Here is a 24777-nt window from a genome sequence, read left to right on the forward strand (position 1 = left end):
AACAATGGCTGAGAAAAATTCAGGTGGACGCCGCCTCCTGCTCGATCCATGCGATAAAGCGTTCGACGCGCGGCAATTCGGCGTTTTGCATCGGGTAAACCAGATGATGTGCGCCTACTTCAACGGAATACGTCTCGTCGAAAACAGGCACCAGCAGACCGTCCCTGATTTTCACCGATGCGAGCGTAAGGCTCTCGAGTGCGATGCCGAGGCCGAGTGCCGCCGTTTCGATCGACATGTAGGAGCGGTCGAACGAAAAATCGAACGTCTTCTGCTTCGCGGATACGCCTGTTCTGCCGAACCATTGCTTCCATTGGACGAGTGGCGTCTCTGAATAGATCAGACGATGCGCCAGCAGGTCTTCCGGGGTTTCGACGGGATGACGCTCGAGATAGGCCGGCGAAGCAATCGGCGCAATGAATTCGCCGCGCACCGTTTTCACTTCCAGATTGTCCCAGTTGCCGTAGCCGTGCCTGATGTCGATGTCGTAGTAGCCGTTCGAAAAAGAGACGTTCTCGTATGAACAGGCCAGATTGAGCTGAATATCGCCATTAGCTTTCTGAAATGACGATAACCGGGGAAGTAGCCACATGAGTCCAAAGCTCGGACTCGAATGCACCCGCAAGATGTCAACCTCCGTGCGGCTCGACGCGCGCTCGGTCGCGCGGCTCAGATCCGCAAGTGATCCGGTCACGTCGGAAAGGTAGCGCTCGCCAGTGGGCGTCAACACGAGACCACGCCCGGACCGCTGGAACAACGGCTGCCCGACGATCGATTCGAGATTGCTGAGCTGATGGCTCACGGCCGACGCCGTCAGACCCAGTTCTTCCGCTGCGCGATTCACGCTTTTGGTTCTGGCGACACTCTCGAACGCAATGATGGACTTGAGCGGAGGAATACGCATCGTGAAATTTTTTGAGTTGCGGTTGAATGAAACCGGCTTATTCGCGCGACATCAGCACTGCCGTTCTGTCGACAACCCGCACAGCGTGCACACAGCCGATACGACGGCAACCGCGGTACGGCAGGTTGAGAGTCTCAGCTTCCAACCCCATACCAACTTGGCGCGGTGCAAAACTGCGCAGCAGACAGACATGCATTATCCGGCTTTCCCTCAAGACGCGCGATCGCTTTTCGTCACCTGACGAGCAAGTCTCGGCCCCAGAGTCCCACATTCACTGAGCCTGCGGTGGGCGAATATCGGTCCACTCGTTGAGCACGTTGCATCGGTCTCACGGGATTGCTGGCGGGCGTCGACCGCGTATCGCGACTGGAGATTCGACATGGCTCAACAGCCGTATGTTTTATCGGCATGCTCGAATTCGGCGGCAAGGAGATCGGCGCTTCCGCCGCAGCGCATGAATTTTTATCGCGACCCGGTGAAGACGTTTATTGACACTCCGCATCTGATGAGCGACGGCGAGCGGCACAGCGGATATGCGCTGCTCAAGCGCTATCACCTGTCGCTCGGTCTGCAGATTTATTGCACATAGATGGAGGAAACCGTAGCTCTTGCGCGTGACTTCCCGGATACGCCTGAGGTGCTGAACCACACACGGGCATGCCAGTCGACCGGACCCTGGCAGAACCCGAAGCTGGAAGAAGGCCATGAAGCTGTTGGCGTCGGCGCCAAACGTTTCATGCAAGATTTCGGGGTTCGGTATGGCCGACTGGAAATGGACCGTCGGCAGCATCCGCCCGTTCGTACTGGCCGCAATCGACGCGTTCGGGGCGGAGCGCTCCGTGTTCGCAAGCAATTTTCCAGTCGACAGGCTTTTCAGCAGTTACGGCGAGGTGTTCAACGCATTCAAGGCCATCACGAAAGACTTCCCGCCGCAGAAACGGCGTGCGCTAATCCACGACGATGCGGAGCGGATATATCGACTCTGAAACTGATCAAACCTGCAATATGCCTGAGCAAGGCCGACACGAACATCGGCTTATGCCGGTTTTGTGAGATACAACCCCAAGCCGGCGTCGGGGCCTGGCCGGGGACGCAGTGCGGCCACGAGCGGACGTTCGTCCAAAGCCTAAGCTACCGTTCGAGCGGCTCGTCCACTCTTATGGCTGCCTTATGGCCAGTACCCAGGTCGGCGCTTGCGCACGCTTGCCTGGTGAGCAATTTGTGGATGACACGCAGGGCCTTGCGAAAATCCTGAAATCGGGCCCCGTGTGGTCACACGTTTCACCGACGTAGAGCGGACAGGTATTAATCATGGGTGATCGTCACTTTAAAAACGTTATCAACGGCAAGGCCGCGACGGACCCGGAAAATTCTCGCGCCCAAATCGGGTTCTGCACATCTTCCCTAATTGCGATCGCCTCGAACTCCCGCGCTCCGGTGCACAGCGCCAATCGTCTCGGCAGACCGTCCGTCCTCCTTGACTCTAACTAAGCCCGACAAGTGGGAACGCTGGCACACATGCGTCGAGTGCGGACTGGAAGGCGGTCGAGACCGGGTCTGTGCCAACCTCGCACAGCATATTGCCTTTGGCACGGTGCATGAATCTGTAGCAGGTGTCTGCGGGCAGCAGGTGCTCGAGAGGGCGCTCGCTCTGCTCGAAACGCGTGGAGGGGACAAGGTCCATTGCGAGGAAACTCGCCCGGACCCGAAGGAAACTTCCGCCGAGTCTTCCGTGAAGCGCGCACCTCATGCTTCAAGATAATCGGGAAAGACTGCGGGTGGGGGCACATGCCATGAGTAATTGCTCATTTGATCCATTTCGGAATGTATCCACCACCCAACGCGAACGTCGCTTGTCTGTCACGCTGATCCCGACGTACAGGTCGATATTGTTGCTCTCCGTTCCCCCGATAGTTGCGGCCGTCGCAGCTTCACCGCGCCGCGAGCGCAGCCAGTTCCCCATCGAATGTTGGAATTAGATCAGAGAAACCGTCGGCCAGTTCTCCACGTTCCTTCAGCGATTTCACAATCGACGACCCCTGCAGAAAATAAGCTCGCTGCTGTTCAGGCTGACTGGATTGACGACCCAGAGTCAAGTAACCGATCGCCAGCAGAACCGCTGCCATGGAGTTGTCGGGATCGGTTTTCAGTACCTTCTGGAAGCCGTCCATTGCACGAGCCAGCATGTCTTTGGCCGCGTCACGCTCGCCCTTCGCTTGCATGGCCATCGACAATGTGAAGGATGACTCGGCGAGCATCAGCATGTCGAGCACCGCGGTCGGATCTTCTTTCACCAGTTGCTCGTAGATACCTATCCCCTCCTTTGAGGCGGAGACCGCGCCTGCTGCGTCTCCAGATTGCAGCAGCAATTGCGCCTCTATCGTACGACACTCGGCTAACGCGGCGCGCCAGTCGGTGTTCGCTGGGTCGTGGGCCAGTAGCGCTCTCAGGATAGCGGCCGCTTTGTCCAACTGCTGCCTGGCAGGATCAGGCGGGTCGGCGGGATTGCGTGCACTGACCTCGAAGATGTAAGCCTGCGCCAACATGGCACGCCACTGCGTGTCGTCCGGAGAACGCTGGGTTAACGTTTCAAGCTCGGACACCGCTAGCTTTGCTTCGGCAGCAGCCCCGGCCCGATCACCGGTCATCAACAGTGGCGCTGTTGACCCGAAGTGCGTCAACGCCGCGCCGACCTGCCGTTCGACGTTGGTTGGATCTTTTTGCGCCATCGCGGAGTAGATGTTGCCCGCCTTTTTGAGCTCGGTGAGCGCAACCTGTGGCCGCCCCTGCAGCATGTGCAAGGTGCCAATTTGTGTCAGGTCTCCCGCGGCGCAGAGTTGCCAGTCGTCATTTCCGGGGTCCTGTTGCGCAAGCTCTTGTGAGATTCTCAATCCTTCTTCGAACGCGTCGAGCGCGCCGGCCCGGTCTCCTTGCATCAACAGCACAACCCCACATGCGTCATTGGCAGCAAGCCTGATCACATCGGCGTTGTGATGTCCGATCGTCACGTCGTCGCCTTTCGCTGCCTGCGTCTTTTGTCGGGTTGATTGCGACTCCGCAATTGTCCTCGCCTGTCGGTATTCGTTCAGTGCACCCGACAGGTTCCCGGCACTTTCAAGGATTCGGCCAGCCCGGAAATGATTGGCCGCTGTTGTGAGCTGTACCTCTATGTCGTCGGGGTAGCGCCGGAGCAAGGGCTCCGTGATTGCGATGGCGGCTTGGAATTGCGCAAGCGCGTTGGAGTCGCCTCGAGCTCGCAACGCGCTACCGAGAGACGCATGGGATTCTGCAAAATCGAGTTGCAACGGCACGTCATCAGGCGCGGCCTTAGCGAGGGGCGCTAGCAGGGCGAGCGCCTGCTGATACCGCGCGATTGCCCCCTGCAGATCGCCCTGCTGTTTAATCGACTCACCGACCCTGTCCATGCTGAGCGCCAACTCGCGAGTTGCACGGGCGTTGTCCGGGTATTTCCTCAGGTTCGCCTCCGCGACCGACAGCGCTTTGGCGAAGGTTTCTCTCGCGGCACTCGTATCGCCGAGCAGGTTCTGAAGGTCGCCTGTGAATATCCGCGTCTTCACATCAGCCGGATCGTAGCTCACAGCCGTCAGGTACGCGTCCAAAGCAGCCGTCTTGTCGGTCCAGAAGGCCAGCGCACCGCGCTGTCGGGCGAGTTCCGCGGCTTCCTTGTGTCGTTGCTCAGTGGGAGCGGTCTGTCCTTCGGCACTGTTTATCACGCCCTGCTCCTCGTCATGGAGAAGGGCCTCGGATGGCGCCGAATTTCCTGCGGCAAGCGCTTGAGCTGCCTCCTTAGCGCGAGGCGCGGCATTCATCTGATCCGCGAGCCTCTGAATCGTGGCGAGCGCCTTTTTGTATTCGACGCGCACGTCCGCCAGCATCCGTTGGGTCTGCTGCCCGTTGCGGACCGCGGCCTCGAGTTGGGCACGGGTTTTCTCGTCGAGTTCGCCGCTGACCTTGACGAAGTTGTTGGTACCAGAGACGTTAATAGCATGGCCATTCTGTGCGGTCGCGACCTGGCCCACCGCGACCGGTGGCGGAGCGGGCTGCGGACTACGCGCAGACTGTGCAGGCGATTCGGCGGATACCGCGCCGGCCATCAGCATCGCGACCACTAAAGATGCGTAGAGGGCTTTCATTGCTTTTCCGTATGGACGTGATTCCCAATCCCTTGCACATTGATCGCGTTGCCACCCGAGGCACTAGCGCTTTGAACTGGTGCTGGCGCCGACAGTTGAGAGGGGCTAACGGTCGCCGTTTGTGCGACCGGCTCAGGTGATGGCCTGTGAAGGACGCCCGTGCTGACAAGCAATGCGACGGCCGCCGCAATCGCTGCGCCCACGAAGCGCAACGTCTTCTGGTTTCCATCCTGTCTCAACCAAGCCCACGCTTCATGTGAACGTGGCCGGTGTTCGTCGACGGGCTTTCCGTTGTCCTGTTGTACTCGCCGCATGGAAAACTCCTTGCAGAGATGGACGAAATCATTATAGGTAAAACGAACGCGATCGACCCAGTTATAAACCAGCCACGTTCTACGAGACCGGTAATGTGAGTGATCCATTCAATGCCGACAATCGGCATGAATAAATCGTTGTACTGATGTATGCGGTGACGCAAGTCTGGCTCTTCCAGCGAGGTATGCACGAGGCCACCCAGATCGAGCCAGACGCCAGATAGAAAACGCCACGGAAGACTCTCCGTGGCGGGTAACGCCGAACGAGGTTATGCCGCAAAGAGCTCTATCTGCGATCCCTTGCCCCAGCCTTTCCTCCTAGGCGAACTGTAGCCCGGCTTCGTTTTCTGCAAGCAGTGCGACAACAGCCGGCTATGCTTCAGGCCGTGCCGCATGAGCTGACGCCGCGCAACATCCGGTGCCCATTGGCGATATGGCACATCCAGTGATTGTCGGCGTCCACGCACATCACTGCGCGTCCACCCGCGCTCCGTCGCGGCTTGCGCTTTTTATCTGGCCAGCAACTCTTCCTTGCTGTGCTTGACAGGAGGGAGCGGCTTTTCCAGCGACATTGCAAACGCAACGACCGGATCGTAGTTACACCCTGCCCGGCTAGCGCGCTCCCGCCACGACGAGCGACGCAAGATACCGTCAGCCATGCCGACCTGCTGCTTTGCCAGGCTAATCGCGCCGAAGCGTGCGACCATTTCCCACTGCGAATAGCCGGAAAGCGGCGGCGCACTTCGGCAGCACGGCGTTGACCGGAGAGCGTCGGCTATTTCACTCATCAAGAGACGTCCGGCCTAACGACTGTCGAAAGACCGCTCAGGGTCGGGTCCAGCCGATCACAGCTAGCGCTGCTGTTCGCCCCCGTTTGCAAACCGCGTCCGGCAGCGCCCGGCCATGAGCCGCCCTTCACTTTGAACTCGCGCAGTCATTCCGGCGTCGGCTGCGCTTTGGAAACGGCCAGTCAGTGCACTGATCTGATGCAAATTCAGGGGGGGCGGTGCGCGGTTCCGTCTGTTCGATCCCTCCGCAGAAGGTGCGGTGCCGACCCAAGCTTGCGCCTGCCGGCCACTGCCTGTCTAACCTGCGCGCCATCCCAGGCAGGTCCAGTCACTTCGTCTGCAGAACGGGCCATCTGGTGAAACAGTTACAAGATAGTTATTGACGCTGGTAGCACCCGGCGGGTACCGTGTCGTCTGAAGTTCAAGAAGTTCGATTGCTGTTCATCAATTGCTCGCTCCTCAGCGGTATTCGTTGTCCTCTCCCTCCTTGATGCTTCACGCGCTCCTTAACAGAGCAAATTTCTCTATTTTTTCTCAAGGAATCTTCATGGATACCGGTATCGTCAAGTGGTTCAACGACAGCAAAGGCTTTGGCTTCATCACCCCAGACAATGGCGGAGACGATCTATTCGCGCACTTCTCCGAAATCAGCGGCGACGGTTTCAAGACGCTGGCTGAGAATCAGAAGGTCAGCTTTGAAACGAAGCGAGGCCCGAAGGGTCTGCAAGCGGCTAACATCAAGCCGCTGTAAAGTTTGAAGGGCCCGGTCTCCCGCGATGGAGGCCGGGTTGCAGCGACACCCGCGCGGAGCTTCGTCCGCTGAAGTTGGCGCGATCGCTCTTAGCTGCACCTGTTTGTTCAGCAGCTTACCGGGCGCCACACACCTCGTTACGCTTCATTCTCCCCTCCGGCCTCAACGCCTCTTTTCGCTTTCCGGCTGCGTCAGATTCTGCTCGCAAGAGCTTTGAATCGGTGTACCCGTGCACCTTTCGCACGGCACGCCCGCACCCGAACATCATTAGAATTAAAATGCACAACAAACAAATTCAACAATACAACGGCTATGCCGTCCAAGCCTCGGTGCATCGTTTGCCCGACGGCAGTTTTTCATCCAACCTGCGGCTCGAACGCACCGATAGCGCGCGCGCCGAAGGCCGCTACCAGTTCTATTCGCTCGATTACTTCACGAGTGAAGAGCAGGCGCTGCAGCACTCGACACACTGGGCACGCAACTGGGTCGACACGCGCGGTTAACAGGCGACGCACCGGTTCGATACAACCAACACATGTGAGATACCAGGTCGACGACGCACTTGGTTCGTCAATAGACGGAGCGCCTCATGTACCGAATGATCCCAGATCGGGGTTTCGAGATTCATGTTGACCTGACGTCCTCGGCAGAGGACCTATTCAACATGAGCTTTTCAGGTAAAAAGTAGCGGCACAACGCAACGGGCCGCATTTCGCCGCCGCTGACGCCACGCCACGCCACGCGCATGCTCGCAGTGATGCGTTTTTCCGACTTCGTGAAAGAAGCAGAGACAACAAAACATTCGCTGTACAAATAGGGCAATGGGTGTAGCATGAAAGAGTTGATTGACCCACAGCCCTTCTCTGCGCCTCCCCAGTTGCCTTTTCCAACGGAATCGGGCCGCTCACTTTCATCACAGGCCGAACAACACGGCCGATCATGTGAAGACTGAACTCAGTCGCTCACACTCTTTTCCCGTTTCGTCGCGTGTTGACGCGGCCTCAAAGGAATTTCATGACAACCGGTTTCCGTCACTACCGTGGACTGGAAGTTTGTCCACTGGTGTATCCACATCGTGCCACCGAGCCCGGACGCGGACACAACTACGACGAAGGGTTCGACGCCGCCGTGCGTATCGAGGAGCCGGCAAGCTCAGGGGAAGCGCCCCGCAGCCGCGTATTCCGGCTTGCGGTGACAAGGCCCTTCCAGAGCGCCGGCGACGCGCGGCGTGCGTCGACTGCCTATGCGGAACGCCTCATCGACAGGTGTTCCCAAGACACGAACATCCTCAATCTGGTGTTGTGATTCGCACCTCGCTGCACACCGGAACCCATCGCCACACGTCCGTGGCGGGACACGCAGGCAACATCGGAGATTTGACATGGAAAGAGCTGATCTCTTGAAGTGGATTCGACGCGACGGCTCTGGACTTGTCGACCGGTTTCTGCCGTCAGGGGCCCGCGCCGAGCTCGAAAAGGTGATCCTCGACGGTCGCCACGAGGTCGACGCGGATGCTTATCTGATGTTTGTGTCAGTTCGCGCACTGCTGCGGAAGGATGGCATGGCGGGCTGCGATTCGGATCGCGAGGCCGGCCGGATCATGGCACTGCTGAATGCGTGACGCAGCCCATCCCAGTCACGCGACGCTGGCGCAACGGTGATCGCGGCGCGGCAACCGAACAAGGAACGACAATGCGCTTCAATTCGACGCGATTCATCATCGACCCAACGCCACGCAGGGCTGACGGCGAATACATGGCTCATGCCCGCATCAGTAGCAGCCGTGCGGATGGGAGCCAGTACGCCGTTCATCTAAGTGGTGATCTCGCGGGCTTCGACGTGCGCGAAGACGCCATTGCCCATGCGAAAAAATGGGCGCAGGAGTGGCTGGACGTGCGCTTTGGCTGAAGGGAGTCTCGCATCGACAGGGGGGTTATCGTACGCACCACCGGAGCAAAGGCGTCGGGCCACAAGGAGCACCGATCGTGTCTCTACCCCTTCATCAGATGACATTCACCGCAACGAAACCGAGCAGCGAACCCCGTCGCGGACGTCCAGACGAGTCACCGCGCAAACTCACATCCAGGAAGAAAATTGACTACTGTAACTCCCAAGCTGAACGAACCGGTGGAGGTCGCGTTGCGCCGCTTCCGACGTTCGATCGAGAGCACCGGTTTGATAAAGGAACTGCGGGCCAGAACAGCTTATGAAACACCGACTGCGAAACGCAAACGAAAAAAGGCTGCCGCTGTGGCCCGACTCGAAAAACAGATCAAACGGTCGTTGCCACCGAGGAAGCTGTACTGAGCCGAAGTTGTGATGCGGGTAAGCGAGCGGCGGCTGTCCTCCCGGAGCAGTCGTTGTTGGCTCTGCGGTCTGGATGACAGCAATGGTTCGGGTCCAGCCGACCACAGCTAGCGCTGCCGTTCGCCCCCGTTTGCAAACCGCGTCCGGCAGCGCCCGGCCATGAACGGCCTTTCAACGCTACCTGGTTAGCTCCCGGGAATGGCGGATGGACACTCACCTGCAGTCATTCCGTTGACGCAGGCAATCGGCGTCGACTGCGTGCGCCGTCGAATCATAGGGGGCACGATTTCCTGGACTCGTATAGCGCCTGTTGGACGCTGCGGCGGCTTTTGCCAACGCCCGAGTCGGCTCAGCTCTGGATGACCTCGCCTGACCAGATGTGGTCGAAGGCAGCCCCGGCTTCCCGCTGCACATTGCGGACGGTCTCGGCGTCGGGCGCTTCATACTCACAGATCATGTGCCGGCGATCGACGGATACTACGCTGCGTATCCAGACGACGCCCTGTACTTCGCTGCACGGCGCGAGACGGTCTTCCACAACGGACAGGTCTTCGTCCGACTGCGGCGTCGGAAAGCTCCTTTCGACCACAACGTGCGACATGGCACTCCTCCGATAGCGGCGCAGTTGGCACGCCAAAGTTAATGCAGCTGCGTTTGAATCACCGTTGCAATGCCTGGACAGTGATCATAAAGCCGTTGCAGTGCCGCCTTACCGCGCGGAGAAAGCGGCTTGTCGGCCAGCAATTCGCGCAAAGAATAAAGATGACCGTCGTACAGCTCTGTCGCTTCGACGGAGCGAGCTGCTTCGATAAGCAAGGCTGTTGCAACGATCCTTTCGGTAGGTGAAGCGAGCGCCTCGGCAGCATGCAGAGCCTCACGCCCGAGAGCGAACACGTCGGCGCTACATCGGCGGTCGAGAGACGCACGCACTACTTCGTTGAGTGCATAGGAAAGATGCCGTTTGTCGTCAGCTTGACGAAGCACGTCGAGACCTTCTGGCACGAACGAGCGCGTGTCGTCGTCCGCCAGCCGCAGTTCTGCAATCTGGCTGATGACCTCGGCATATGGCGCACCGGAGTCGCCCATTTTGTGGGCGGCCTCGATGATCTCCCCTGCCACCTGGACAACCTCCTGATACGCGCCGCGTTCGAAGATCATCGTCGCGAACCAGACGAGACACTGGAACTCGCGCCAGTGATCGCCCGTCGCACGCGCTTGCCGCACGGCTTCGTCAAGCTTCAAACAGCCGGTTTCCAGGTCGCCGCCGGTCCGTGCGAGCAGTGCCTCGCCCCACGCCAGTTCGACGACGCGCAGATCGAGACGCGTTGCGAGCGCGCCCGCCTCCTGAAGAACGTGGCGTGCGCGAGGCAGATCGCGCTCCAGTTCGAGCAGACATCGGCCCGTGTTGGCGAGTTGCCTGCAGCGCGTCGCCGCATCGGCTTTTCGCGCGGCCGTTTCGGCGCGGATCGTCACTTCGCGTGTGCGATCAATGTCGTTCGCCTGCAGTGTCAGCCAGGATAGGCTATGGAGCCCCTGAACGATGTCGGCATGAAGCGACAGGGCTTCCGCCTCATCGATGGCGCGCTCGAATTCATGCTCCATCGACGCGGCGCAGGCGTGGCCTGAACTGGCGATGGCAACCAGCCGCGCAGTCAGCAACTGGATTTCGAGGTGAACGCGTTCGCTGCCGCTGGGCAACGAACGTGCGTGAGCGAGCCCGCGTTCCGCGACCGTACGTGCCTCCGTGGCCGCAAAAACGCGAAGACAGTGATGACTGGCCTCGACGCATGCTCGCGCCGTCATTCGCGAGTCGCCGCCCAGCGTCGCGTGATGAACGACTTCGCCATACAGCCGCGGGTCATGGGTGCTGTTCGCAAGCAGGTGCCGCGCAATCTGATGATGAATCGCGCGCCTGTGCGGCTGGGAAAGCGTTCGGTAGACGGCCTGCCGAACGAGATCATGTGCAAAGTCGAACTCCGTGTCGGTCGCCTCGGCAAAGATTCCGCGACGCTGCAGTTCGGACACGCACGACAGAATGTCAGCCAGCGGACGGTCGAGCAGCTGCGCAAGCTGCTCGGGAGCAAACGCACGACCTGTCGAAGCCGCGAACGACAGGAGATCGCGCGTGGGCGAGTCCAGTGGCGCGAGCCGATCGGCGATCAAAGTATCCACAGTGCACGTCGACACTTCGCCATCCATTCGTTTTGCACGCGCGAGTTCGATCACATAAAGCGGATTGCCGCCGCTGTCTTTCAGCGCCTCGTCAGCGCGCAGCCCGCTTCCCGATGCTTCGACAAGTGCGCCGACTTCGGTAGCAGTAAGCGGTGGCAGCGGGAGGCGGGTGAGCCTGCCGTCGTGCGCCAGCGACTGCAACAGTATCCGCGCGGACCGGTTGTCCTCCGTCTCGGCGGGACGTGCAGCCGCGACGAATATGACAGGCAGTGCATCGCCCGCTCGCCGCAGTACGAAGTGGAGCAATGCCGCCGACGATTCGTCAAGCCACTGCAGATCGTCGAACACGAACGCCAGGCGATGTTCGACGCACAACCGGCCGAGCAACGCAACGACTGCTTCATAGAAGCGTTCGCGGCCTCGCTCGTCGGCCTGGAATCCGAGCGTGCCGGGCGCGCGCGGGAGAATGAGCGGCGCGAGAAGTCGGTCGGCGGGCGCTGACGCATCGATGCCGAGCTCGCGCAACGCGTCCATCCAGATGCCGTATGGCCGGATAGCCTCCGCTTCATAGCAGCGGCCGCGCAGCACGCGGTAGGACGCGCTCGTCGCGCATCGACTGAAATGATTGAGCAGTCGGGTTTTGCCGATGCCCGGCTCGCCCGTCAGCAAAGTGAGGCCGTGCGGCTCCCTGGATGTCAACAGCACATCAAGCTTCGCGCGCTCCGCGAAGCGCCCGACGAGAGGCAATTGGGACATCGCTTGTTGTTCATGCGACGACGCTCGCCCGTTCTGCGCCGCCGCACCATTGTCGCCGTTCGAAGGACGCTTGCCGTCAAGTGCTGCCGGATCGACGCAGTAACTGGCACTGCCCAGCGACGCTGCGTGCCGCATGCGCCGGACCGCATCGTCGAGCATCGTACAGGCACGAGCGCCGATCTCGCGCTGAAGGAGCTCGCGTGCATAACGGTGGTGGCTGTCCGCATCGGGACGACGCCCAGCCGCATCGAGCAAACCGACTAATGTCGCGTGAGCGGCTTCATCGAGCGGGTCCGTGTCGACGAGTTCGCGGCCGTATTGCAAAGCAAGCGGCACGTCATATGCCAGTCCCGCGATGAGCGCGCGCAGGACGGTTTTGCGCATGCGCCCGAAGCATTCGCGCTGTCCGACGCACCAGTTGTGAAAACGGTAGCAGCCCGGCAGTTCGAGGCCGCCCAGAAATTCGCCGCGCAGTAGTTGTGCGGCTTCTTCGAGCGCGGCAACAGCCAGGCGGTCGGTTCCCGATGCGAGTAGCGCCTGGACCCTGCTGCTATCGACGAACGCGCCGGCGGCATTGAATGCAATGTGTGTCCGGTCGGCGACGATGCGCTGCAGCGAGGTGTCGTCGACTAGGGGACGGAGCTTGGAGAGGCTCCAGCGGAGCGCGGCGCGCGGATCGTCAGGGCCGTCCCACAGCAGATCGCACAGCATCGACCTGGGCAATGCGCTCTTCGACACCGCGAGATATCCGAGCAGGGCGCGAGTACGCCGGGAAGCCGGTAATGGCACGTTCACGCCATCGCGCCGAACTTCGAGTTCGCCGAACAGGCGAATGCTCAAAGGCCGCGCCACGACGTCAGGCGTATTCGCGTTTTGCACGCTGGCTCCAACCGTCATTACAACGCTTCAGGGGGAGGCTCATATCGTCGAACGGCATTCATCGAATGTCTCTTTCACGCAGATTACTACCAGAGCGCAAGGCTCTGCTACTTCAAACCGAGGGGAGGTTGACGTGGCGAACCATCAAGGCAGGTTGAACGGGTACATCCGCACACTCGTCCATCGTCGCGTTGCATTAACAGCCGCTGCAGCGCCACCCAGAACGGACACGCTACGACTGTATGAAGCGCTGGTTGAACATCCCCTCACCCCAGGTGAACTTGCAAAGACGACGGGTACGCACCCGTGCGCAGTCGCCAAGTGGCTGGGGATCCAGGTGAGGAGAGGTCATCTCCAGTACGACGCGGCACGTCAGCAATACTGGATGACCGAACAGCAGGCGCTGACACTTGATCGTGAGCGCGGGCTCTGTTTCCTTAGCAACGCGTTGCGGACGCGGCGCAGCATGGGGCCAATCGCTCGTTGAGTGGTCAGGAACGGTATTGGAAGGTCACGCGCCGCGTGCATTGATCGACGCCGGTCGACAGAGGGGTGATCCGTTGCATGGCTCGGACTCCCATAAAGGTCGCCGAGCTTCAATGCGGGTGCTGCGGGGCGCCTGCCGCGCGTGCGGAGCCCCGCTCCGGAGCCCGGCGTCAGTGATGGTCGAAGAGGTTGATCTGGCCGCTCTTGTACAGTTCGCGGACCTTGGTTTTGAACGCCACCTTCGGCGTTTTCTTGCACGCATCGACGATGACGCCAATCGGCGTGGCCGTATCGGCGACCATCGTATCGGTCTCGCGGATGCCGAGCTTATCGACGCCGGCGACCCAATAGACAAGCGTCGGACGATAGACGTCGTCCACGGCAACGAAGTCCTCGCAGGTCATCTTCGCGGGACTCATCGGCTTACTCGTCTGCCCGAGAGTCGGTTGAGCGAGCAGAAGTGCGAACAGGACGGATGAGGCTGCGGCTGCGGCTTGTTTCATGTTGCACTCCTTCATTGGAAAGAGGTTACGGAGGTGCCTGGACCGCCGGTTTTGCGTGTCAAGGCCATCGATGCTCCCAGAAGCAGTCGCTGCCGTACAGAGATCGGCTGGCGCAAAACCTTCCAGGCGTGGCGCGTCAGGCCACGCTTGTGTTCAGGCATCTAACGGATCTTCTTGGTAATGCCGCAGGCCAACAATCGGACCTTGATCCTATCACGCGGGAGCGGGAGCCGGCGCGAACGCCCGTGGGTTCGGTGTGGGTTAGGCGCACCCATCTGGCGGGAATCGCCCCGGTGACATGCCCCGCAACGGTCGCGATTGAGTTAACGGGCGAGTATCGAGTGTGCTTCCGAAGCGGCCATTGCGGCGGTCCTGGACCGAAGGGCGGCTCAGGTTCGGGTCCAGCGGATCACAGCTAGCGCTGCTGTTCGCCCCCGTTTGTAAACCGCGTCCGGCAGCGCCCGGCCAGGAACGGACGGTCGACACAGCGGCCAAGATTGGTGACAATTTCGACAACGGTCCCACCTCATGTCCGGTCGCGGATACCAGCCTAACGACATATTGAGCTCCCATCTAACAAGCATGAGCAATACCTTGCCAGTCGTTTTCATTCATGGCTTCATCGGCACACTGGATGTCGCCGGCTACGACTCTCCGCACGCGGCCCCTGATCTACTCGGCTACGGCCAGCACCAATCCGCGCCTCCGGACGCCATATCGCTACCCGGCCAAGTCGAACATCTGCGGGCGTTTGTTGGCGCCCGCTTTGGGAGCGGGCCCGTCGACATAGTTGGTCATTCCGTTGGCGGTGCGATCGCCATGCTGTTCGCCCATACGTACCCCGAGTACGTCCGCCGAATCGTGAATGTCGAAGGGAACTTCACATTGGACGATGCGTTCTGGTCAGCGTCGGTCGGACGGATGAGTCCGAACGAGGCCGACGCCATGATGAACAGATTCCGCTCTGACCCGTTAGCCTGGATCAGTGGTTCCGTTACCGCACCTGCGCCACACCTGCGTGAAGTCGCTATCCGCTGGCTTGCTCACCAGCCAGCTTCCACGCTTCGCGCCATGGGGCAGTCGGTTGTCACGACAACAGGCGACGATAACTACGCTGCGATACTAGAACAGGTCTTCGACCGGCATCCGGTGTATCTGCTTTCCGGTGAACATTCACGCAAAGGCTGGAACGTACCCGACTGGGCACTGGAAAAATGCGCTGGAGATCACACACTAGCCAACAGCGGCCATCTGATGATGCTCGACAACGAGGTCGCCTTTTCAGCAGCGATCAAGCGATTCTTGGCCGAATAGGTCGGTTGCTGCGGATTACGTGGGGCGACGGGCGGCCAACTGCGGACGTTTGAAAGTCGGACCCGCCCCAAGTACCGGACACACAGGCCCAGACTTGAACTGGCAAATCGAGGCCGGTTCGTAATAGTTGTGTCATCCACGAATGTAAGACTTCGCATGATTTTGCAGGCAAACTTACATTCCCATTAAAATGAAAACGTTCCCCAAGATTCGCTCCATCGCTTTCAGCGCTGCACTACTTGCTAATCTGACTATCAGCGCTTGCGGTGGCTCCCACAACAATGGCAACAGCCCCGCCACTGGCGCAAGCCAGTCTCAGCCCCCCACTGCTAAGACATTCTCGCTTGCGCTGTTCGGCGATGTGCCGTACGGCAATCCCAATCCGACCGCAGGCGCTGCTCCCGGTGACGATCTGTACGAATTCAAGCACCTGCCGCAGTACCTGTCGGCTATCGCGAGCGATAAAGATGTGAGCGTTGCCTTCCACGTCGGTGACTTGCACTCGGGCTCGGAAAACTGCACGGAAGTCTACGACCGGGCTATTCAAAGCTTCTTCTCGCAGTTCACGCTGCCCTTGGTCTACACACCGGGTGACAACGAATGGGAAGACTGCCAGGTACCGAAGCAGATCGCTGGCTTCTACTCTGATACGGACCCGCTGCTGGGCAACGTCGCTGGAATTCCCCAGCCGAGCTATAGCACGGGCTCCAATAAGCCTGGCGATCCCGTGGATAACCTGAACCTGGTTCGCCAACTGTTCTTCCCTGCTGCAGGCTCGACACTGGGTTCTGGTGCCCTCCAGGTTCACAGTCAGGCTCAGGAAGGGACAAACGCTACGGACAAGCAGTTTGTCGAAAACGTCTGGTGGGCGAACCAAGGCGTGGTATTCGCTACCGCCAACATTCCAGGCGGTTCGAACAATGGTACCGACGTGTGGTTTTCGGGTAAGAAACCGCAAACTCCGGACACGGCGAATATGACTGCGCAACAGGCTACGGAAGTCGCGAACCGTACGCAGGCTACCAAGGATTGGCTCAACAACGCTTTCGACCAAGCTGAAGCGCAGAAGGCAACTGCACTGGTAATCGCCGTGCAGGCCGACATGTGGAGTGCGGAAAGCCTGGGCAACAATTCCCGTCTGTCGGAATATGCACAGTACGTGGACATCATTGCTCGCCGTACTGCTGAATTCGGCAAGCCCGTCCTGGTCATCAACGGGGACACCCACCTGTACCAGTCCGACAATCCGCTGATGCCGAATCAAGCGTGCGTACACGAAAACGCCAAGCCCGCCACTCAAGTCTATGACGCATCGACCCCGTTCACTGCGGCTACCCCCTGCTCGTTCGACCCATACGTGATGAACCCGGTGGGCACGAATTACAACGTGCCGAACTTCCACCGCATTATCGTCCACGGCCAGACCACGCCGATGGAATGGACGAAGTTCACGTTCGATCCGACCAAGAACGCACCGAATGGCGTCGATGCCTATGGTCCGTTCTCGTGGTCGCGGCAGCAAGTCACGCTGAACTAACCGCGAACCTGACTCGCAGAGGGTTTGCCGAGGCAAACCCTATCGTCGTGATGTTTGACGAAGGCGAATCGAGTTCGACCAGCTGCTGCGGCTGGAATCCGTCACAGTCGAGCGCGGCCACTTCGCTGTATTCGACAACAAGTCGGACAGATTTGCCCGCGCTTTGATCTATCGTCAGAGATCAGCGGCCGACAGCATTATCCGTTCGCCCGTGCTTGGCAGCGCTTTCTGTTCCACGGCCTGCAAAACCCGGCGTTGACCAAGCTGGAAGGCGAGCATCAGTTGTTTCGGGGTTTCGTCCGCAGCGCCGAGTTTTGCACAAACCGTTTCAGCGGGGAGGGCGAAGGCGCAGTAACCCCATCCAAAGCCGTAGGCCGAAAACAATCGGGTCAAGTCAGCCGACAGGAGTGGGGCTGATAGGTTCATCTGGGTCTGGTCCATAGCTGTAACTTCCTGATTTGGAACACGGTTAGAGCCTGATGGTGCGGCAAGGTTAGTTGAGCGTCCGCGCCGCGTCCAGGTAGGACGTTCGATAAGGGCGATGACGGCTTGGCTTCGGTCGTTCCGTCTTGGTTGCGCCGAAAGTCCGCTCGGGGTCGAGTGCTGCGCGTCGCGGCCGAGCTATGGCAGACCGCGCCTGTCATTGGAGCGGCCGGGCTGCTACTCTGGAACCTCCCGGATCCCAGTGTGGCGATCGCACAAAGTATGGCGGCCCTGGCACGTAGATTGGCCGCCGCAATGGCTCAGGGCCAACTACGTTTATGCGAGTCGGCCTTCTCTTGCCGAAGGAACGCTTCACGTACCTGCGCAGTTTTCCCAGCCCTGCGGATCATTGGAAGTGCGATACGTGACGGCACAAACGCGTATGGTCGCGCATTCTGTGTGCATTCCCATGTTTACTGTCTACGAGCCCTTCAATCTGGCAGATTTCGAGGTGCAGCGCGCGCAGATCAAGCCGCTTGTCAGTTCCCTTCGGTTCGCAAATGTGCTCATCGATACGATCTTCTACGACGTCAATGCTTTTCATCGCGCGATGAAAATCGACGGTTTGGACGTGACTATCCACGCACCCCGTGACTCGTGCGCGCAGTTTGCTCGCGCGCTTCAAGAGGTGGACCTGGGCGCGTTAGCAAACCCAGAGGGTGCCATCGTTATCGTTGATGCCAGCGCGACTCCTCACATCCAGTGCTTTTTCGATGTCTCCGAGTTCCTCGGCGCCAAAGACGGCGTGAGCCGTATTGACTCGATCTCGGTAAGTGGCGTGGGAAGCTCCGCGCTCGGATCGGCGGCCTTGGCGTGGAATGTCTCCCGCGCAATGGGAAAGCCCGTGGCAGGCATTGTTCCTGGCTACGGGTTAGCTGACGTCGTCCAGCAGGCGCTGGGAGGATTCTTTGGGTTCGGACTTTTTACGTACTGGATGAAGCAGCCTCTTCAGAACACCCTGGCGGTGTTGGTGCCGGGAGCCGCATCGGTGGGAAGGAGTCTGGTCGCGACCGTTCCAGGAACGAAGACGGCCGCGACCGAGGCTCCAGTATTCCAGCATGGCAGCGGCTCTTCCGACGTACTGCACTACATTCTTAAACACACCGACCACATCAGGACCCTGGTCGGACACAGTAAAGGAGCGCTCGTCATCGAGAACGCTATCGCGGAGCAGAAGGAGGAAACGCTGAGGCGTCTCAAGATACTGACCTTTGCATGCAGCATCCGTGAGCAGCCCGCTGTCGGCGAATATGAGCAATATCTCGGCATCATCGACGCGTTGGGACTGCTGGGCTCCGCCGGTAACCGCCCGGAACACGCGGTCCCGACGTGGCATAGTACGAATTCCGAAATGCCCCTCACGATGCACGTCGCAACGTTGGCGCATCCTTAAGGACTCGTTTTTGGCTGCCATTTGGTGTGGCACCCTTGCGGGCGCTCTGGGAATTCCACGACCCCGGCGCCCTACCGCCTGGCGCCGACCGGCGGCTTCACAAACACCCCCGCAAACGCCGCATATTCCTGTTCCAGATGCACCGCTGCGTGCTCCAGCAGAAACTGCCGGAACATCACGCTGGTAGGCGAAAGCAGCTTCGAGCGCAGATGCACGATCTGCCAGGTGCGTTCGAGCGGCGTGCCGTTCACGTCGAGCAGCGCGATCTCGCCCGTGCGCAATTCCAGCTGCAACGTATGCAGCGAGATCAGACTCACCCCCATGCCCGCCATCACCGCCTGCTTGATCGTTTCGTTGCTGCCGAGCGTGACGGTTTTGGCGGGCGTGAACAGATGCTGGCGAAACATCGCCTCGGCGGCCATCCGGGTGCCCGAGCCGGGTTCCCGCAACAGGAAGACGTCGCGCCGCAATTCCTGCAGATCGAAGCGGCGCGCGCCGCACAGCGGATGACTCAACGGCGCGATCACGACCTGCGGATGCTTCGCGAGCGGTTCGGCCGTCGTGTCGAGTTCGGGCGGCGGACGGCCCATGATCGCGAGATCGATCGCGTTGTCCTGCAACATGCGCAGCAACGCGTCGCGATTGCCGACCGAGAAGTGCACGTCGACCTTCGGATACAGATGCGAGTACATCGCCAGCAGTTTCGGCGCGAAGTAAGTCGCCGAACTCACGATGCCCACGTTGATCGAGCCGCTGTCCGCCGACTTCAGCGACATCATTGCGTCTTCGGTGTCCTTGATTTCGCCGAGAATGCGGCTCGCGTGATGGGTCAGCACCTCGCCCGCTTCGGTCAGCGTGAGCTTGCGCGCGACGCGCTCGAACAGCGGCAGGCCGACCGCTTCTTCCAGTTGATGAATCTGCATCGATACCGCCGGCTGCGTCAGATGCAACTCGTCGGCCGCGCGCGCGAAACTGGTATAGCGGCTCGCGACCACGAAGATCTGCAACTGCCGCAGGGTCAGCGTACGAACGAAATTCAGGTTGACCCGGTGCGTCGCGAAACTCGCCTTCTGCATTGGAACCATTGCCTCAGCGACTGGCCCGCGGCGCATTCGACGGCTTCACCGCCTTGCCCGGCGCCGGCAACTTGCTCAGTGCGGACTGAAAGCTCAACGACTCCGTGTGCGCCGGATGCGCGAAATCGTTGTTGGGGCCCGGCACGTCGGTGCGAATCTGCACCACCTGGCCCGGCACGCCTTCGGCGAGCAGAAACGTGTAGCGCTTGCCCAGGTATTGCGTGAAGCGCTCCCCGTTCGGATCGTTCAGATAAGGCTGCACGACGATGCGCCGCGCGCTGACCGGCTTACCGCCGACCTCGCTCGGTACGCTCTCGATCTGCGGCCCCGCGGCGAGCGCGAGACGCAGCCGCTGCTGGAAATATCGGCGCTGCCCGCCGGTGAGACCCTGCATCTCGGCGATGTCGCGTTCGAGAAAATAGATGATCGCCGGATTGCATTGCAGTCCGCCGATCGGCAGGTTCACGTTGCCGCTGTGGTCGGACACCCGCGCGTCGCCTTTCGCGTTGTCCGGGCTCATCACCAGCACCTTGACGAGCTCGGTGCCGTGCGTCGGCTGACCGGAATCGGTCAATGCGTAGTCGAGCTCGGTCTGCGCGGCGACGCCGTGCAGATGATCGGTCAGAAAAATCAGCCGCTCGGCCGGCGTAATCTCGCCGCTGCCTGGCGCCGCGTTCGCCGCGAGCGCGGCGGCCGGCGCGAGGCACAGCGCGCACAGCATCCACATCAGCGCGGCGCGCGCCATGGCTGGTCCCGCGCCGCACGCGCGCGTCATTGCGAGGCATCGCCAGGCTTCGCCGCCGGCGCTTCGACCGGTTTGAGCATCGGCACCTGGTAGGTGGCGAGGATGCTGTCGATCTTGTCGTGATTCGCGCCGATCCATTGATCCACCTTGTCCTTCCATTCCTTTTCGCCGTAGCGCACGCCCATCGAAATCGTGTAGTCGAAGCGGATGCCGGGTTGCGGCGGGAACGGCACGAGCCTCACCGAGTCACCGGCACGCTTCGCGAAGTATCCGGCAATCGGCCCCCACAGGAACACCACGTCGACGTTGCCGGCGCGCAGGTCATGTTCGATCATCTGTCCGGGGTACACGGCCGGATCACCGCTTTGCACCTGATACGACACTGCCTGGTCGATCAGGTTGTGGCTGAGCAGCCAGTCCACCGCGGGCGTTTGCGAAAAGATGCCCAGGCGCAGCTTGTGCAGTTGCTCGGGCGGCAGCTTGAGCAGGTCGTCGGGCGTCTTGATGCTGGCGAACTCGGGGCGGTTCGGCAGCACCATCGCGTAAGTGGACCGCAAATAAGGCTGCGTCGTCGAGGTCATGTCATAGCCTTTCGGCACGCCGATGATCAGGTCGCAGCGATAGCGGCCGCTGCCCTCGTCCTTCTCGCGCAACGTGTGGCGCACGAAGCCCATGCGCTGCGGAAAGTACGTGTATTCGAGCTTGTAGCCGAAGTCGCTCGCCATCTGGGCCGCGATGCGGTTCTCGTAGCCCTCGCCCTTGTTGTTGGACAAGGGCATGTTGTTCGGGTCCGCGCACACCCTGAGCACGCCGTCCGCGCCGTCGTTGTTCGGCAGCGCGCCGTCCGCCCGCACCGCGGCGCTCGCGAGCGCCGCGCCGCACAGCGCGGCGGCGATCACGCCGACATGCACCAACATGCTTCTCTTATCACGCATCGTGAACCTCCGTAAGAGTGACGGCGCGGCGTTTATTTAGCGTCGAGGGCTTGCAGATCGCCCGGCTTGATCTGTCCATCGGAGCGCCCTTTCAGATACGCGTAGAGGTTTTCCCAGTTCTTCTGCATCATCTGGCTCGTGCTGAAATCGGGCATGCCCTTGGCCACCCGGCCGCCGAACACCGTGCGATGAAACTCGTCCTTGTCGAGCGTCTTGAATGCGTCGATCAGCGACGGTCCGACGAGACCCTGCTGCTGCGCGCCGTGGCAGCGTTCACAGGCGAGCGCGCGCCACGTCTTCCACCCCTGCAGCGTATTGCTGTCGACCTTGGTGCCGTCGACCACTTTATACGCGACCTGCGCAATCGAAGGATTGTTCTGCGCGTAACCGACGGACAACATGACGAGCGCTGCGGGCAACACGGTGAGCAACAGGATAGATCGGCCTTTCATGCACATGTCTCCATCGGGAAATAAGCCGCGCCCGGATGCGCTTCATCGACGCATCCACCATGCGGGCGCGGTTGGGGGGGGTGATTCACTGATTGTGCGAGGCTGACGGGGCGACCGTGCCTGTTCAGGCCGCCCCGCTCGTTCAGCCGTTCATTCGAGCCGCTGGTTCAGCTCTTTTCGCCAGGAATCGCGAACACGAACAGCGTGCCGCCGAGCGCCGTGTACTTCGCGAGATCCTTGTAGCCGCCGACCGCGCCGAGACCTTCGGTCGGCTTTTCGAGACCTGCCGCCATGCCGATGCCGGCCCAGCCGCCGATGCCCGAGTACACGCCGACGTACTGCTTGCCCTGATACTCATACGTGAAGACGTTGCCGATGATTCCCGACGGCGTCTTGAAGCGCCACAGTTCCTTGCCGTCCTTGATGCGCACCGCCTTCAGGTAGCCTTCCAGGGTGCCGTAGAACGCGATGCCACCCGCGGTCGCCAGCACACCCGACCACACCGAGAAGCGCTCAGGCTTCGAGTAGACGATCTTGCCCTTGCTCGCATCCCACGCGATGAAGTTGCCCATCGAGTTGCCTTCGTTCGGTCCCGGATACATCGACAGCGTCGCGCCCACGTACGGCTGCCCCGACACGTAGTCGACCTCGAACGGCTCGTAGTCCATACAGACGTGGTTGGTCGGCACGAGGAACAGGCTCGAGTTGGGATCGAACGCCGCCGGTTGCTGGTCCTTCGAACCGAGCGCCGCCGGGCAGATGCCCTTGACGTTGTGATCGGCCCCGGCCGCCTGCGTCGAGTACGTCACGTTGCGAATCGGCAAGCCGCTTTGCAGATCGACGCGATCGGCCCAGTTCACCGCCGGGTCGTACTTCTGCGCGACCAGCAACTGTCCGGTTTCACGATTGAGCGTGTAGCCGAAGCCGTTACGGTCGAAGTGCACGATCGCGGGCACCTTCTTGCCGTTGATCGTCAGGTCGGACAGGATCATTTCATTGACACCGTCGTAGTCCCATTCGTCGTGCGGCGTCATCTGGTAGACCCACCTGGCCGTGCCGGTATTCAGGTCGCGCGCGAAGATCGACATCGACCATTTGTTGTCGCCCGGACGTTGCGTCGGGTTCCATGTGCCCGGATTGCCAGTACCGTAGTAGACAAGGTTGAGTTTCGGATCCCACGCATACCAGCCCCACGTGGTGCCGCCGCCCAGCTTCCACTGATCGCCCTTCCACGACTTCAGCGACGAATCCGCCCCCACCGGCACCATCTGGCCGTTCGAGTACGTCATCGTCTTTTGCGGGTCGAGCAGCATTTCATTGTCGGGGCCCGTGCTGTACGCGGTCCAGACCGGCTTGCCGGTCTTGATGTCGTACGCGACCAGACGCCCGCGCACGCCGAACTCGCCGCCCGAAATCCCGGTCAGCACCTTGTCGCCGAACACGTGCGGCGCGTTGGTGTTGGTTTCGCCGGCTTTCGGATTGCCGTTCTGCGCGGTCCACACCACCTCGCCCGTCTTCGCGTTGAGCGCGACGAGCTTGGTATCGGCCTGTTGCAGGAAGATTTTGCCGTCGCCGTAAGCGAGGCCGCGATTGACGGTATCGCAGCACATCACGGAGACGACCTGCTCGTCCTGCTTCGGCAGATACTGCCAGAGGAAGGTCTGGTCCTTCAGGTTGACCGCAATGACCTTGTTTGGAAACGGAGAGTGGATATACATCGTGTCGCCGATCACGAGCGGCGCGCCTTCATGGCCGCGCAGCACACCGGTCGACATGGTCCACGCCACCTGCAGCTTGCCGACGTTGTTCTCGTTGATCTGCTTGAGCGGGCTGTAGCGGTGATTCGCATAATCGCCCGCCTGGGCCGCCCAGTTGGATGGGTTTTTCATCAGTCCGTCGAGCTGCGAATCGGCCTGCGCAGCCAGAGAACCAAAGGCTGCGGATGCGAGGATCGCGAGCCCAAGAACTACAGTGCGTAAGTTCATGTCTCCTCCAGAATTGTCCAGCGGTTCAACTCACGAATGACCCACGCTACCTCTTCGCATCGTGCGCGCCTTCTCGATTGCAGGTAACGATTAACGCGCCATCCCGATTCGATGTCGGGCTTTGCGGCGCATGAAAGGCAAATGCATATTCCATGCCGGAATAACGACGTTGTTTGCCGCTTTTGCCCGCCGGGGCCCGCGACTGCACAGGCGCCACGGGTGGCGGTGCTCGCGTGTCGCGCGCGAATGCTTGCACGGCGGTAAGCTGAGGGGGTTGCGTCACGCAATGCGGCACATTCTGTGTCACCTGCGTGAGACGAATCGTGTCCTTTGCGAATCATGCGCCGCAGCACGGTCCTGTCACCTGCAACGATGCTTCGTTCGGCGAACGATTCGCGCATTCGAGGAGCAACCGCCATGGCAAAAACCGAGCACGTCTATTCCGACGAAGAGATCCAGCAGCGCCTCGTCGGTCCTCTGCAACACTGGTATCTGGAAGATGGCTGGCTGCGGCGCAAATACCGCACCGAGGGATGGAAGGGAACGCTGATGGTCGTCAACACAGTGGGCCATCTCGCGGAAGCCGCGTGGCACCACCCGGATCTGACGGTCTCGTACGCATTCGTGACCGTGAAGCTGAAAACGCATAGCGCCAAGGGCATCACGGACAAGGACTTCGCGCTCGCGACGAAGATCGAATCGGTGGTCCACTGGCAGCCCGGCCTCGAGGACGGCCCGCTCGAAGGCACGCCCTCCGACGATCAGCGCTTCCGCTATATCAAGTACGACGCGCCGAAATCCGAGCAAGGCGGTTGACGCGCGCGAGCGTCACCGCATGCAACA

Annotated in this window: 24 protein-coding genes and 1 pseudogene; 12 read left to right on the forward strand and 13 right to left on the reverse strand. The window is 60.6% G+C overall.

Annotated features, from left to right (window positions below):
• Window positions 1-19: 19 nt before the first annotated feature.
• Window positions 20-904: a LysR substrate-binding domain-containing protein gene (locus tag LJ655_RS14755; protein WP_230561991.1), complete on the reverse strand. Its 885-nt coding sequence runs from the start codon at window positions 902-904 to the stop codon at window positions 20-22.
• A 454-nt stretch (window positions 905-1358) separates the two neighbouring features.
• On the opposite strand from LJ655_RS14755, the gene LJ655_RS30105 reads away from it, so the two are divergent.
• Together LJ655_RS30105 and LJ655_RS14760 are read left to right on the forward strand one after the other, a co-directional pair.
• Complete coding sequence (locus LJ655_RS30105; protein ID WP_268991495.1) at window positions 1359-1493, forward strand: hypothetical protein; 135 nt, start codon at window positions 1359-1361, stop codon at window positions 1491-1493.
• A gap of 115 nt (window positions 1494-1608) precedes the next feature.
• Window positions 1609-1890: an amidohydrolase family protein gene (locus tag LJ655_RS14760; RefSeq protein ID WP_230561992.1), complete on the forward strand. Its 282-nt coding sequence runs from the start codon at window positions 1609-1611 to the stop codon at window positions 1888-1890.
• A gap of 945 nt (window positions 1891-2835) precedes the next feature.
• Here LJ655_RS14760 and LJ655_RS14765 read toward each other — a convergent pair.
• The gene (locus LJ655_RS14765) at window positions 2836-5058 is read right to left on the reverse strand and encodes a tetratricopeptide repeat protein (protein ID WP_230561993.1); all 2223 of its coding nucleotides are present in this window, start codon (window positions 5056-5058) and stop codon (window positions 2836-2838) included.
• An 823-nt stretch (window positions 5059-5881) separates the two neighbouring features.
• Window positions 5882-6160, reverse strand: coding sequence for a hypothetical protein (locus LJ655_RS14770; RefSeq protein WP_230561994.1), 279 nt, complete (start codon window positions 6158-6160; stop codon window positions 5882-5884).
• 547 nt (window positions 6161-6707) lie between these two features.
• Between LJ655_RS14770 and LJ655_RS14775 the strand changes: the two genes are divergently transcribed.
• The 6 genes from LJ655_RS14775 to rpsU all read left to right on the forward strand — a co-directional run bounded on the left by LJ655_RS14775 (window position 6708) and on the right by rpsU (window position 9218).
• Window positions 6708-6911, forward strand: a complete 204-nt coding sequence (locus tag LJ655_RS14775) for a cold-shock protein (RefSeq protein ID WP_102649347.1) — start codon at window positions 6708-6710, stop codon at window positions 6909-6911.
• Between the two features lie 278 nt (window positions 6912-7189).
• Complete coding sequence (locus LJ655_RS14780; protein ID WP_230561995.1) at window positions 7190-7414, forward strand: hypothetical protein; 225 nt, start codon at window positions 7190-7192, stop codon at window positions 7412-7414.
• Window positions 7415-7925: 511 nt separating this feature from the next.
• On the forward strand, window positions 7926-8216 hold the full coding sequence (locus LJ655_RS14785) for a hypothetical protein (protein ID WP_230561996.1): 291 nt from the start codon (window positions 7926-7928) through the stop codon (window positions 8214-8216).
• A 76-nt stretch (window positions 8217-8292) separates the two neighbouring features.
• Complete coding sequence (locus LJ655_RS14790; protein WP_230561997.1) at window positions 8293-8532, forward strand: hypothetical protein; 240 nt, start codon at window positions 8293-8295, stop codon at window positions 8530-8532.
• A 71-nt stretch (window positions 8533-8603) separates the two neighbouring features.
• A complete protein-coding gene (locus LJ655_RS14795) occupies window positions 8604-8819 on the forward strand; it encodes a hypothetical protein (protein WP_230561998.1) in 216 nt (71 codons plus the stop codon).
• 186 nt (window positions 8820-9005) lie between these two features.
• Window positions 9006-9218, forward strand: a complete 213-nt coding sequence (gene rpsU, locus LJ655_RS14800) for a 30S ribosomal protein S21 (protein ID WP_230561999.1) — start codon at window positions 9006-9008, stop codon at window positions 9216-9218.
• A 349-nt stretch (window positions 9219-9567) separates the two neighbouring features.
• Here rpsU and LJ655_RS14805 read toward each other — a convergent pair whose 3' ends face one another.
• From LJ655_RS14805 to LJ655_RS14820, 4 genes and pseudogenes are all read right to left on the reverse strand, one after another.
• Window positions 9568-9819: a nickel-binding protein gene (locus LJ655_RS14805; RefSeq protein ID WP_230562000.1), complete on the reverse strand. Its 252-nt coding sequence runs from the start codon at window positions 9817-9819 to the stop codon at window positions 9568-9570.
• 38 nt (window positions 9820-9857) lie between these two features.
• Window positions 9858-10916 (reverse strand): hypothetical protein, encoded by a 1059-nt coding sequence (locus tag LJ655_RS14810; RefSeq protein WP_230562248.1) that lies wholly within the window; start codon window positions 10914-10916, stop codon window positions 9858-9860.
• A 783-nt stretch (window positions 10917-11699) separates the two neighbouring features.
• Window positions 11700-13043: pseudogene (locus LJ655_RS14815) on the reverse strand (AfsR/SARP family transcriptional regulator); the annotation flags it as partial.
• A 638-nt stretch (window positions 13044-13681) separates the two neighbouring features.
• Window positions 13682-14014, reverse strand: a complete 333-nt coding sequence (locus LJ655_RS14820) for an HdeA/HdeB family chaperone (protein ID WP_230562001.1) — start codon at window positions 14012-14014, stop codon at window positions 13682-13684.
• Window positions 14015-14596: 582 nt separating this feature from the next.
• Between LJ655_RS14820 and LJ655_RS14825 the strand changes: the two genes are divergently transcribed.
• Together LJ655_RS14825 and LJ655_RS14830 are read left to right on the forward strand one after the other, a co-directional pair.
• Window positions 14597-15328: an alpha/beta fold hydrolase gene (locus LJ655_RS14825; RefSeq protein ID WP_230562002.1), complete on the forward strand. Its 732-nt coding sequence runs from the start codon at window positions 14597-14599 to the stop codon at window positions 15326-15328.
• A gap of 190 nt (window positions 15329-15518) precedes the next feature.
• Window positions 15519-16865 (forward strand): hypothetical protein, encoded by a 1347-nt coding sequence (locus LJ655_RS14830; protein WP_230562003.1) that lies wholly within the window; start codon window positions 15519-15521, stop codon window positions 16863-16865.
• A gap of 174 nt (window positions 16866-17039) precedes the next feature.
• Here the strand turns inward: LJ655_RS14830 and LJ655_RS14835 are convergent, their stop codons facing one another.
• Window positions 17040-17306 carry a hypothetical protein gene (locus LJ655_RS14835; RefSeq protein WP_230562004.1) on the reverse strand — a complete coding sequence of 89 codons (267 nt, stop codon included), beginning with the start codon at window positions 17304-17306 and terminating at the stop codon, window positions 17040-17042.
• 451 nt (window positions 17307-17757) lie between these two features.
• Here LJ655_RS14835 and LJ655_RS14840 point away from each other — a divergent pair, with 451 nt between their 5' ends.
• The gene (locus LJ655_RS14840; RefSeq protein WP_230562005.1) at window positions 17758-18741 is read left to right on the forward strand and encodes a hypothetical protein; all 984 of its coding nucleotides are present in this window, start codon (window positions 17758-17760) and stop codon (window positions 18739-18741) included.
• A gap of 71 nt (window positions 18742-18812) precedes the next feature.
• On the opposite strand, the gene LJ655_RS14845 is transcribed toward LJ655_RS14840, so the two are convergent.
• From LJ655_RS14845 to LJ655_RS14865, 5 genes are all read right to left on the reverse strand, one after another.
• The gene (locus LJ655_RS14845; RefSeq protein ID WP_230562006.1) at window positions 18813-19817 is read right to left on the reverse strand and encodes a LysR family transcriptional regulator; all 1005 of its coding nucleotides are present in this window, start codon (window positions 19815-19817) and stop codon (window positions 18813-18815) included.
• Window positions 19818-19830: 13 nt separating this feature from the next.
• Entirely contained in the window at window positions 19831-20562 is a 732-nt protein-coding gene (locus LJ655_RS14850; RefSeq protein WP_230562007.1) for a hypothetical protein, read from the reverse strand.
• A 26-nt stretch (window positions 20563-20588) separates the two neighbouring features.
• Window positions 20589-21497, reverse strand: coding sequence for a substrate-binding domain-containing protein (locus LJ655_RS14855; RefSeq protein WP_230562008.1), 909 nt, complete (start codon window positions 21495-21497; stop codon window positions 20589-20591).
• 32 nt (window positions 21498-21529) lie between these two features.
• Window positions 21530-21949, reverse strand: a complete 420-nt coding sequence (locus LJ655_RS14860; RefSeq protein WP_230562009.1) for a c-type cytochrome — start codon at window positions 21947-21949, stop codon at window positions 21530-21532.
• Window positions 21950-22116: 167 nt separating this feature from the next.
• Window positions 22117-23934, reverse strand: coding sequence for a methanol/ethanol family PQQ-dependent dehydrogenase (locus tag LJ655_RS14865; RefSeq protein ID WP_230562010.1), 1818 nt, complete (start codon window positions 23932-23934; stop codon window positions 22117-22119).
• Window positions 23935-24351: 417 nt separating this feature from the next.
• Between LJ655_RS14865 and LJ655_RS14870 the strand changes: the two genes are divergently transcribed.
• Window positions 24352-24750 carry a 4a-hydroxytetrahydrobiopterin dehydratase gene (locus LJ655_RS14870; protein WP_230562011.1) on the forward strand — a complete coding sequence of 133 codons (399 nt, stop codon included), beginning with the start codon at window positions 24352-24354 and terminating at the stop codon, window positions 24748-24750.
• The last annotated feature ends 27 nt before the right edge of the window (window positions 24751-24777 follow it).

It is taken from the genome of Paraburkholderia translucens, from assembly GCF_020881035.1.
GTDB classification, from domain to species: domain Bacteria; phylum Pseudomonadota; class Gammaproteobacteria; order Burkholderiales; family Burkholderiaceae; genus Paraburkholderia; species Paraburkholderia translucens.

Coding starts and splice junctions, on each gene's coding strand:
- LJ655_RS14755 (WP_230561991.1), bottom strand. CDS start 904: ATGCGTATTCCTCCGCTCAAGTCCATCATTGCGTTCGAGAGTGTCGCC.
- LJ655_RS30105 (WP_268991495.1), top strand. CDS start 1,359: ATGAATTTTTATCGCGACCCGGTGAAGACGTTTATTGACACTCCGCAT.
- LJ655_RS14760 (WP_230561992.1), top strand. CDS start 1,609: ATGAAGCTGTTGGCGTCGGCGCCAAACGTTTCATGCAAGATTTCGGGG.
- LJ655_RS14765 (WP_230561993.1), bottom strand. CDS start 5,058: ATGAAAGCCCTCTACGCATCTTTAGTGGTCGCGATGCTGATGGCCGGC.
- LJ655_RS14770 (WP_230561994.1), bottom strand. CDS start 6,160: ATGAGTGAAATAGCCGACGCTCTCCGGTCAACGCCGTGCTGCCGAAGT.
- LJ655_RS14775 (WP_102649347.1), top strand. CDS start 6,708: ATGGATACCGGTATCGTCAAGTGGTTCAACGACAGCAAAGGCTTTGGC.
- LJ655_RS14780 (WP_230561995.1), top strand. CDS start 7,190: ATGCACAACAAACAAATTCAACAATACAACGGCTATGCCGTCCAAGCC.
- LJ655_RS14785 (WP_230561996.1), top strand. CDS start 7,926: ATGACAACCGGTTTCCGTCACTACCGTGGACTGGAAGTTTGTCCACTG.
- LJ655_RS14790 (WP_230561997.1), top strand. CDS start 8,293: ATGGAAAGAGCTGATCTCTTGAAGTGGATTCGACGCGACGGCTCTGGA.
- LJ655_RS14795 (WP_230561998.1), top strand. CDS start 8,604: ATGCGCTTCAATTCGACGCGATTCATCATCGACCCAACGCCACGCAGG.
- LJ655_RS14805 (WP_230562000.1), bottom strand. CDS start 9,819: ATGTCGCACGTTGTGGTCGAAAGGAGCTTTCCGACGCCGCAGTCGGAC.
- LJ655_RS14820 (WP_230562001.1), bottom strand. CDS start 14,014: ATGAAACAAGCCGCAGCCGCAGCCTCATCCGTCCTGTTCGCACTTCTG.
- LJ655_RS14825 (WP_230562002.1), top strand. CDS start 14,597: ATGAGCAATACCTTGCCAGTCGTTTTCATTCATGGCTTCATCGGCACA.
- LJ655_RS14830 (WP_230562003.1), top strand. CDS start 15,519: ATGAAAACGTTCCCCAAGATTCGCTCCATCGCTTTCAGCGCTGCACTA.
- LJ655_RS14835 (WP_230562004.1), bottom strand. CDS start 17,306: ATGGACCAGACCCAGATGAACCTATCAGCCCCACTCCTGTCGGCTGAC.
- LJ655_RS14840 (WP_230562005.1), top strand. CDS start 17,758: ATGTTTACTGTCTACGAGCCCTTCAATCTGGCAGATTTCGAGGTGCAG.
- LJ655_RS14845 (WP_230562006.1), bottom strand. CDS start 19,817: ATGCAGAAGGCGAGTTTCGCGACGCACCGGGTCAACCTGAATTTCGTT.
- LJ655_RS14850 (WP_230562007.1), bottom strand. CDS start 20,562: ATGGCGCGCGCCGCGCTGATGTGGATGCTGTGCGCGCTGTGCCTCGCG.
- LJ655_RS14855 (WP_230562008.1), bottom strand. CDS start 21,497: ATGCGTGATAAGAGAAGCATGTTGGTGCATGTCGGCGTGATCGCCGCC.
- LJ655_RS14860 (WP_230562009.1), bottom strand. CDS start 21,949: ATGAAAGGCCGATCTATCCTGTTGCTCACCGTGTTGCCCGCAGCGCTC.
- LJ655_RS14865 (WP_230562010.1), bottom strand. CDS start 23,934: ATGAACTTACGCACTGTAGTTCTTGGGCTCGCGATCCTCGCATCCGCA.
- LJ655_RS14870 (WP_230562011.1), top strand. CDS start 24,352: ATGGCAAAAACCGAGCACGTCTATTCCGACGAAGAGATCCAGCAGCGC.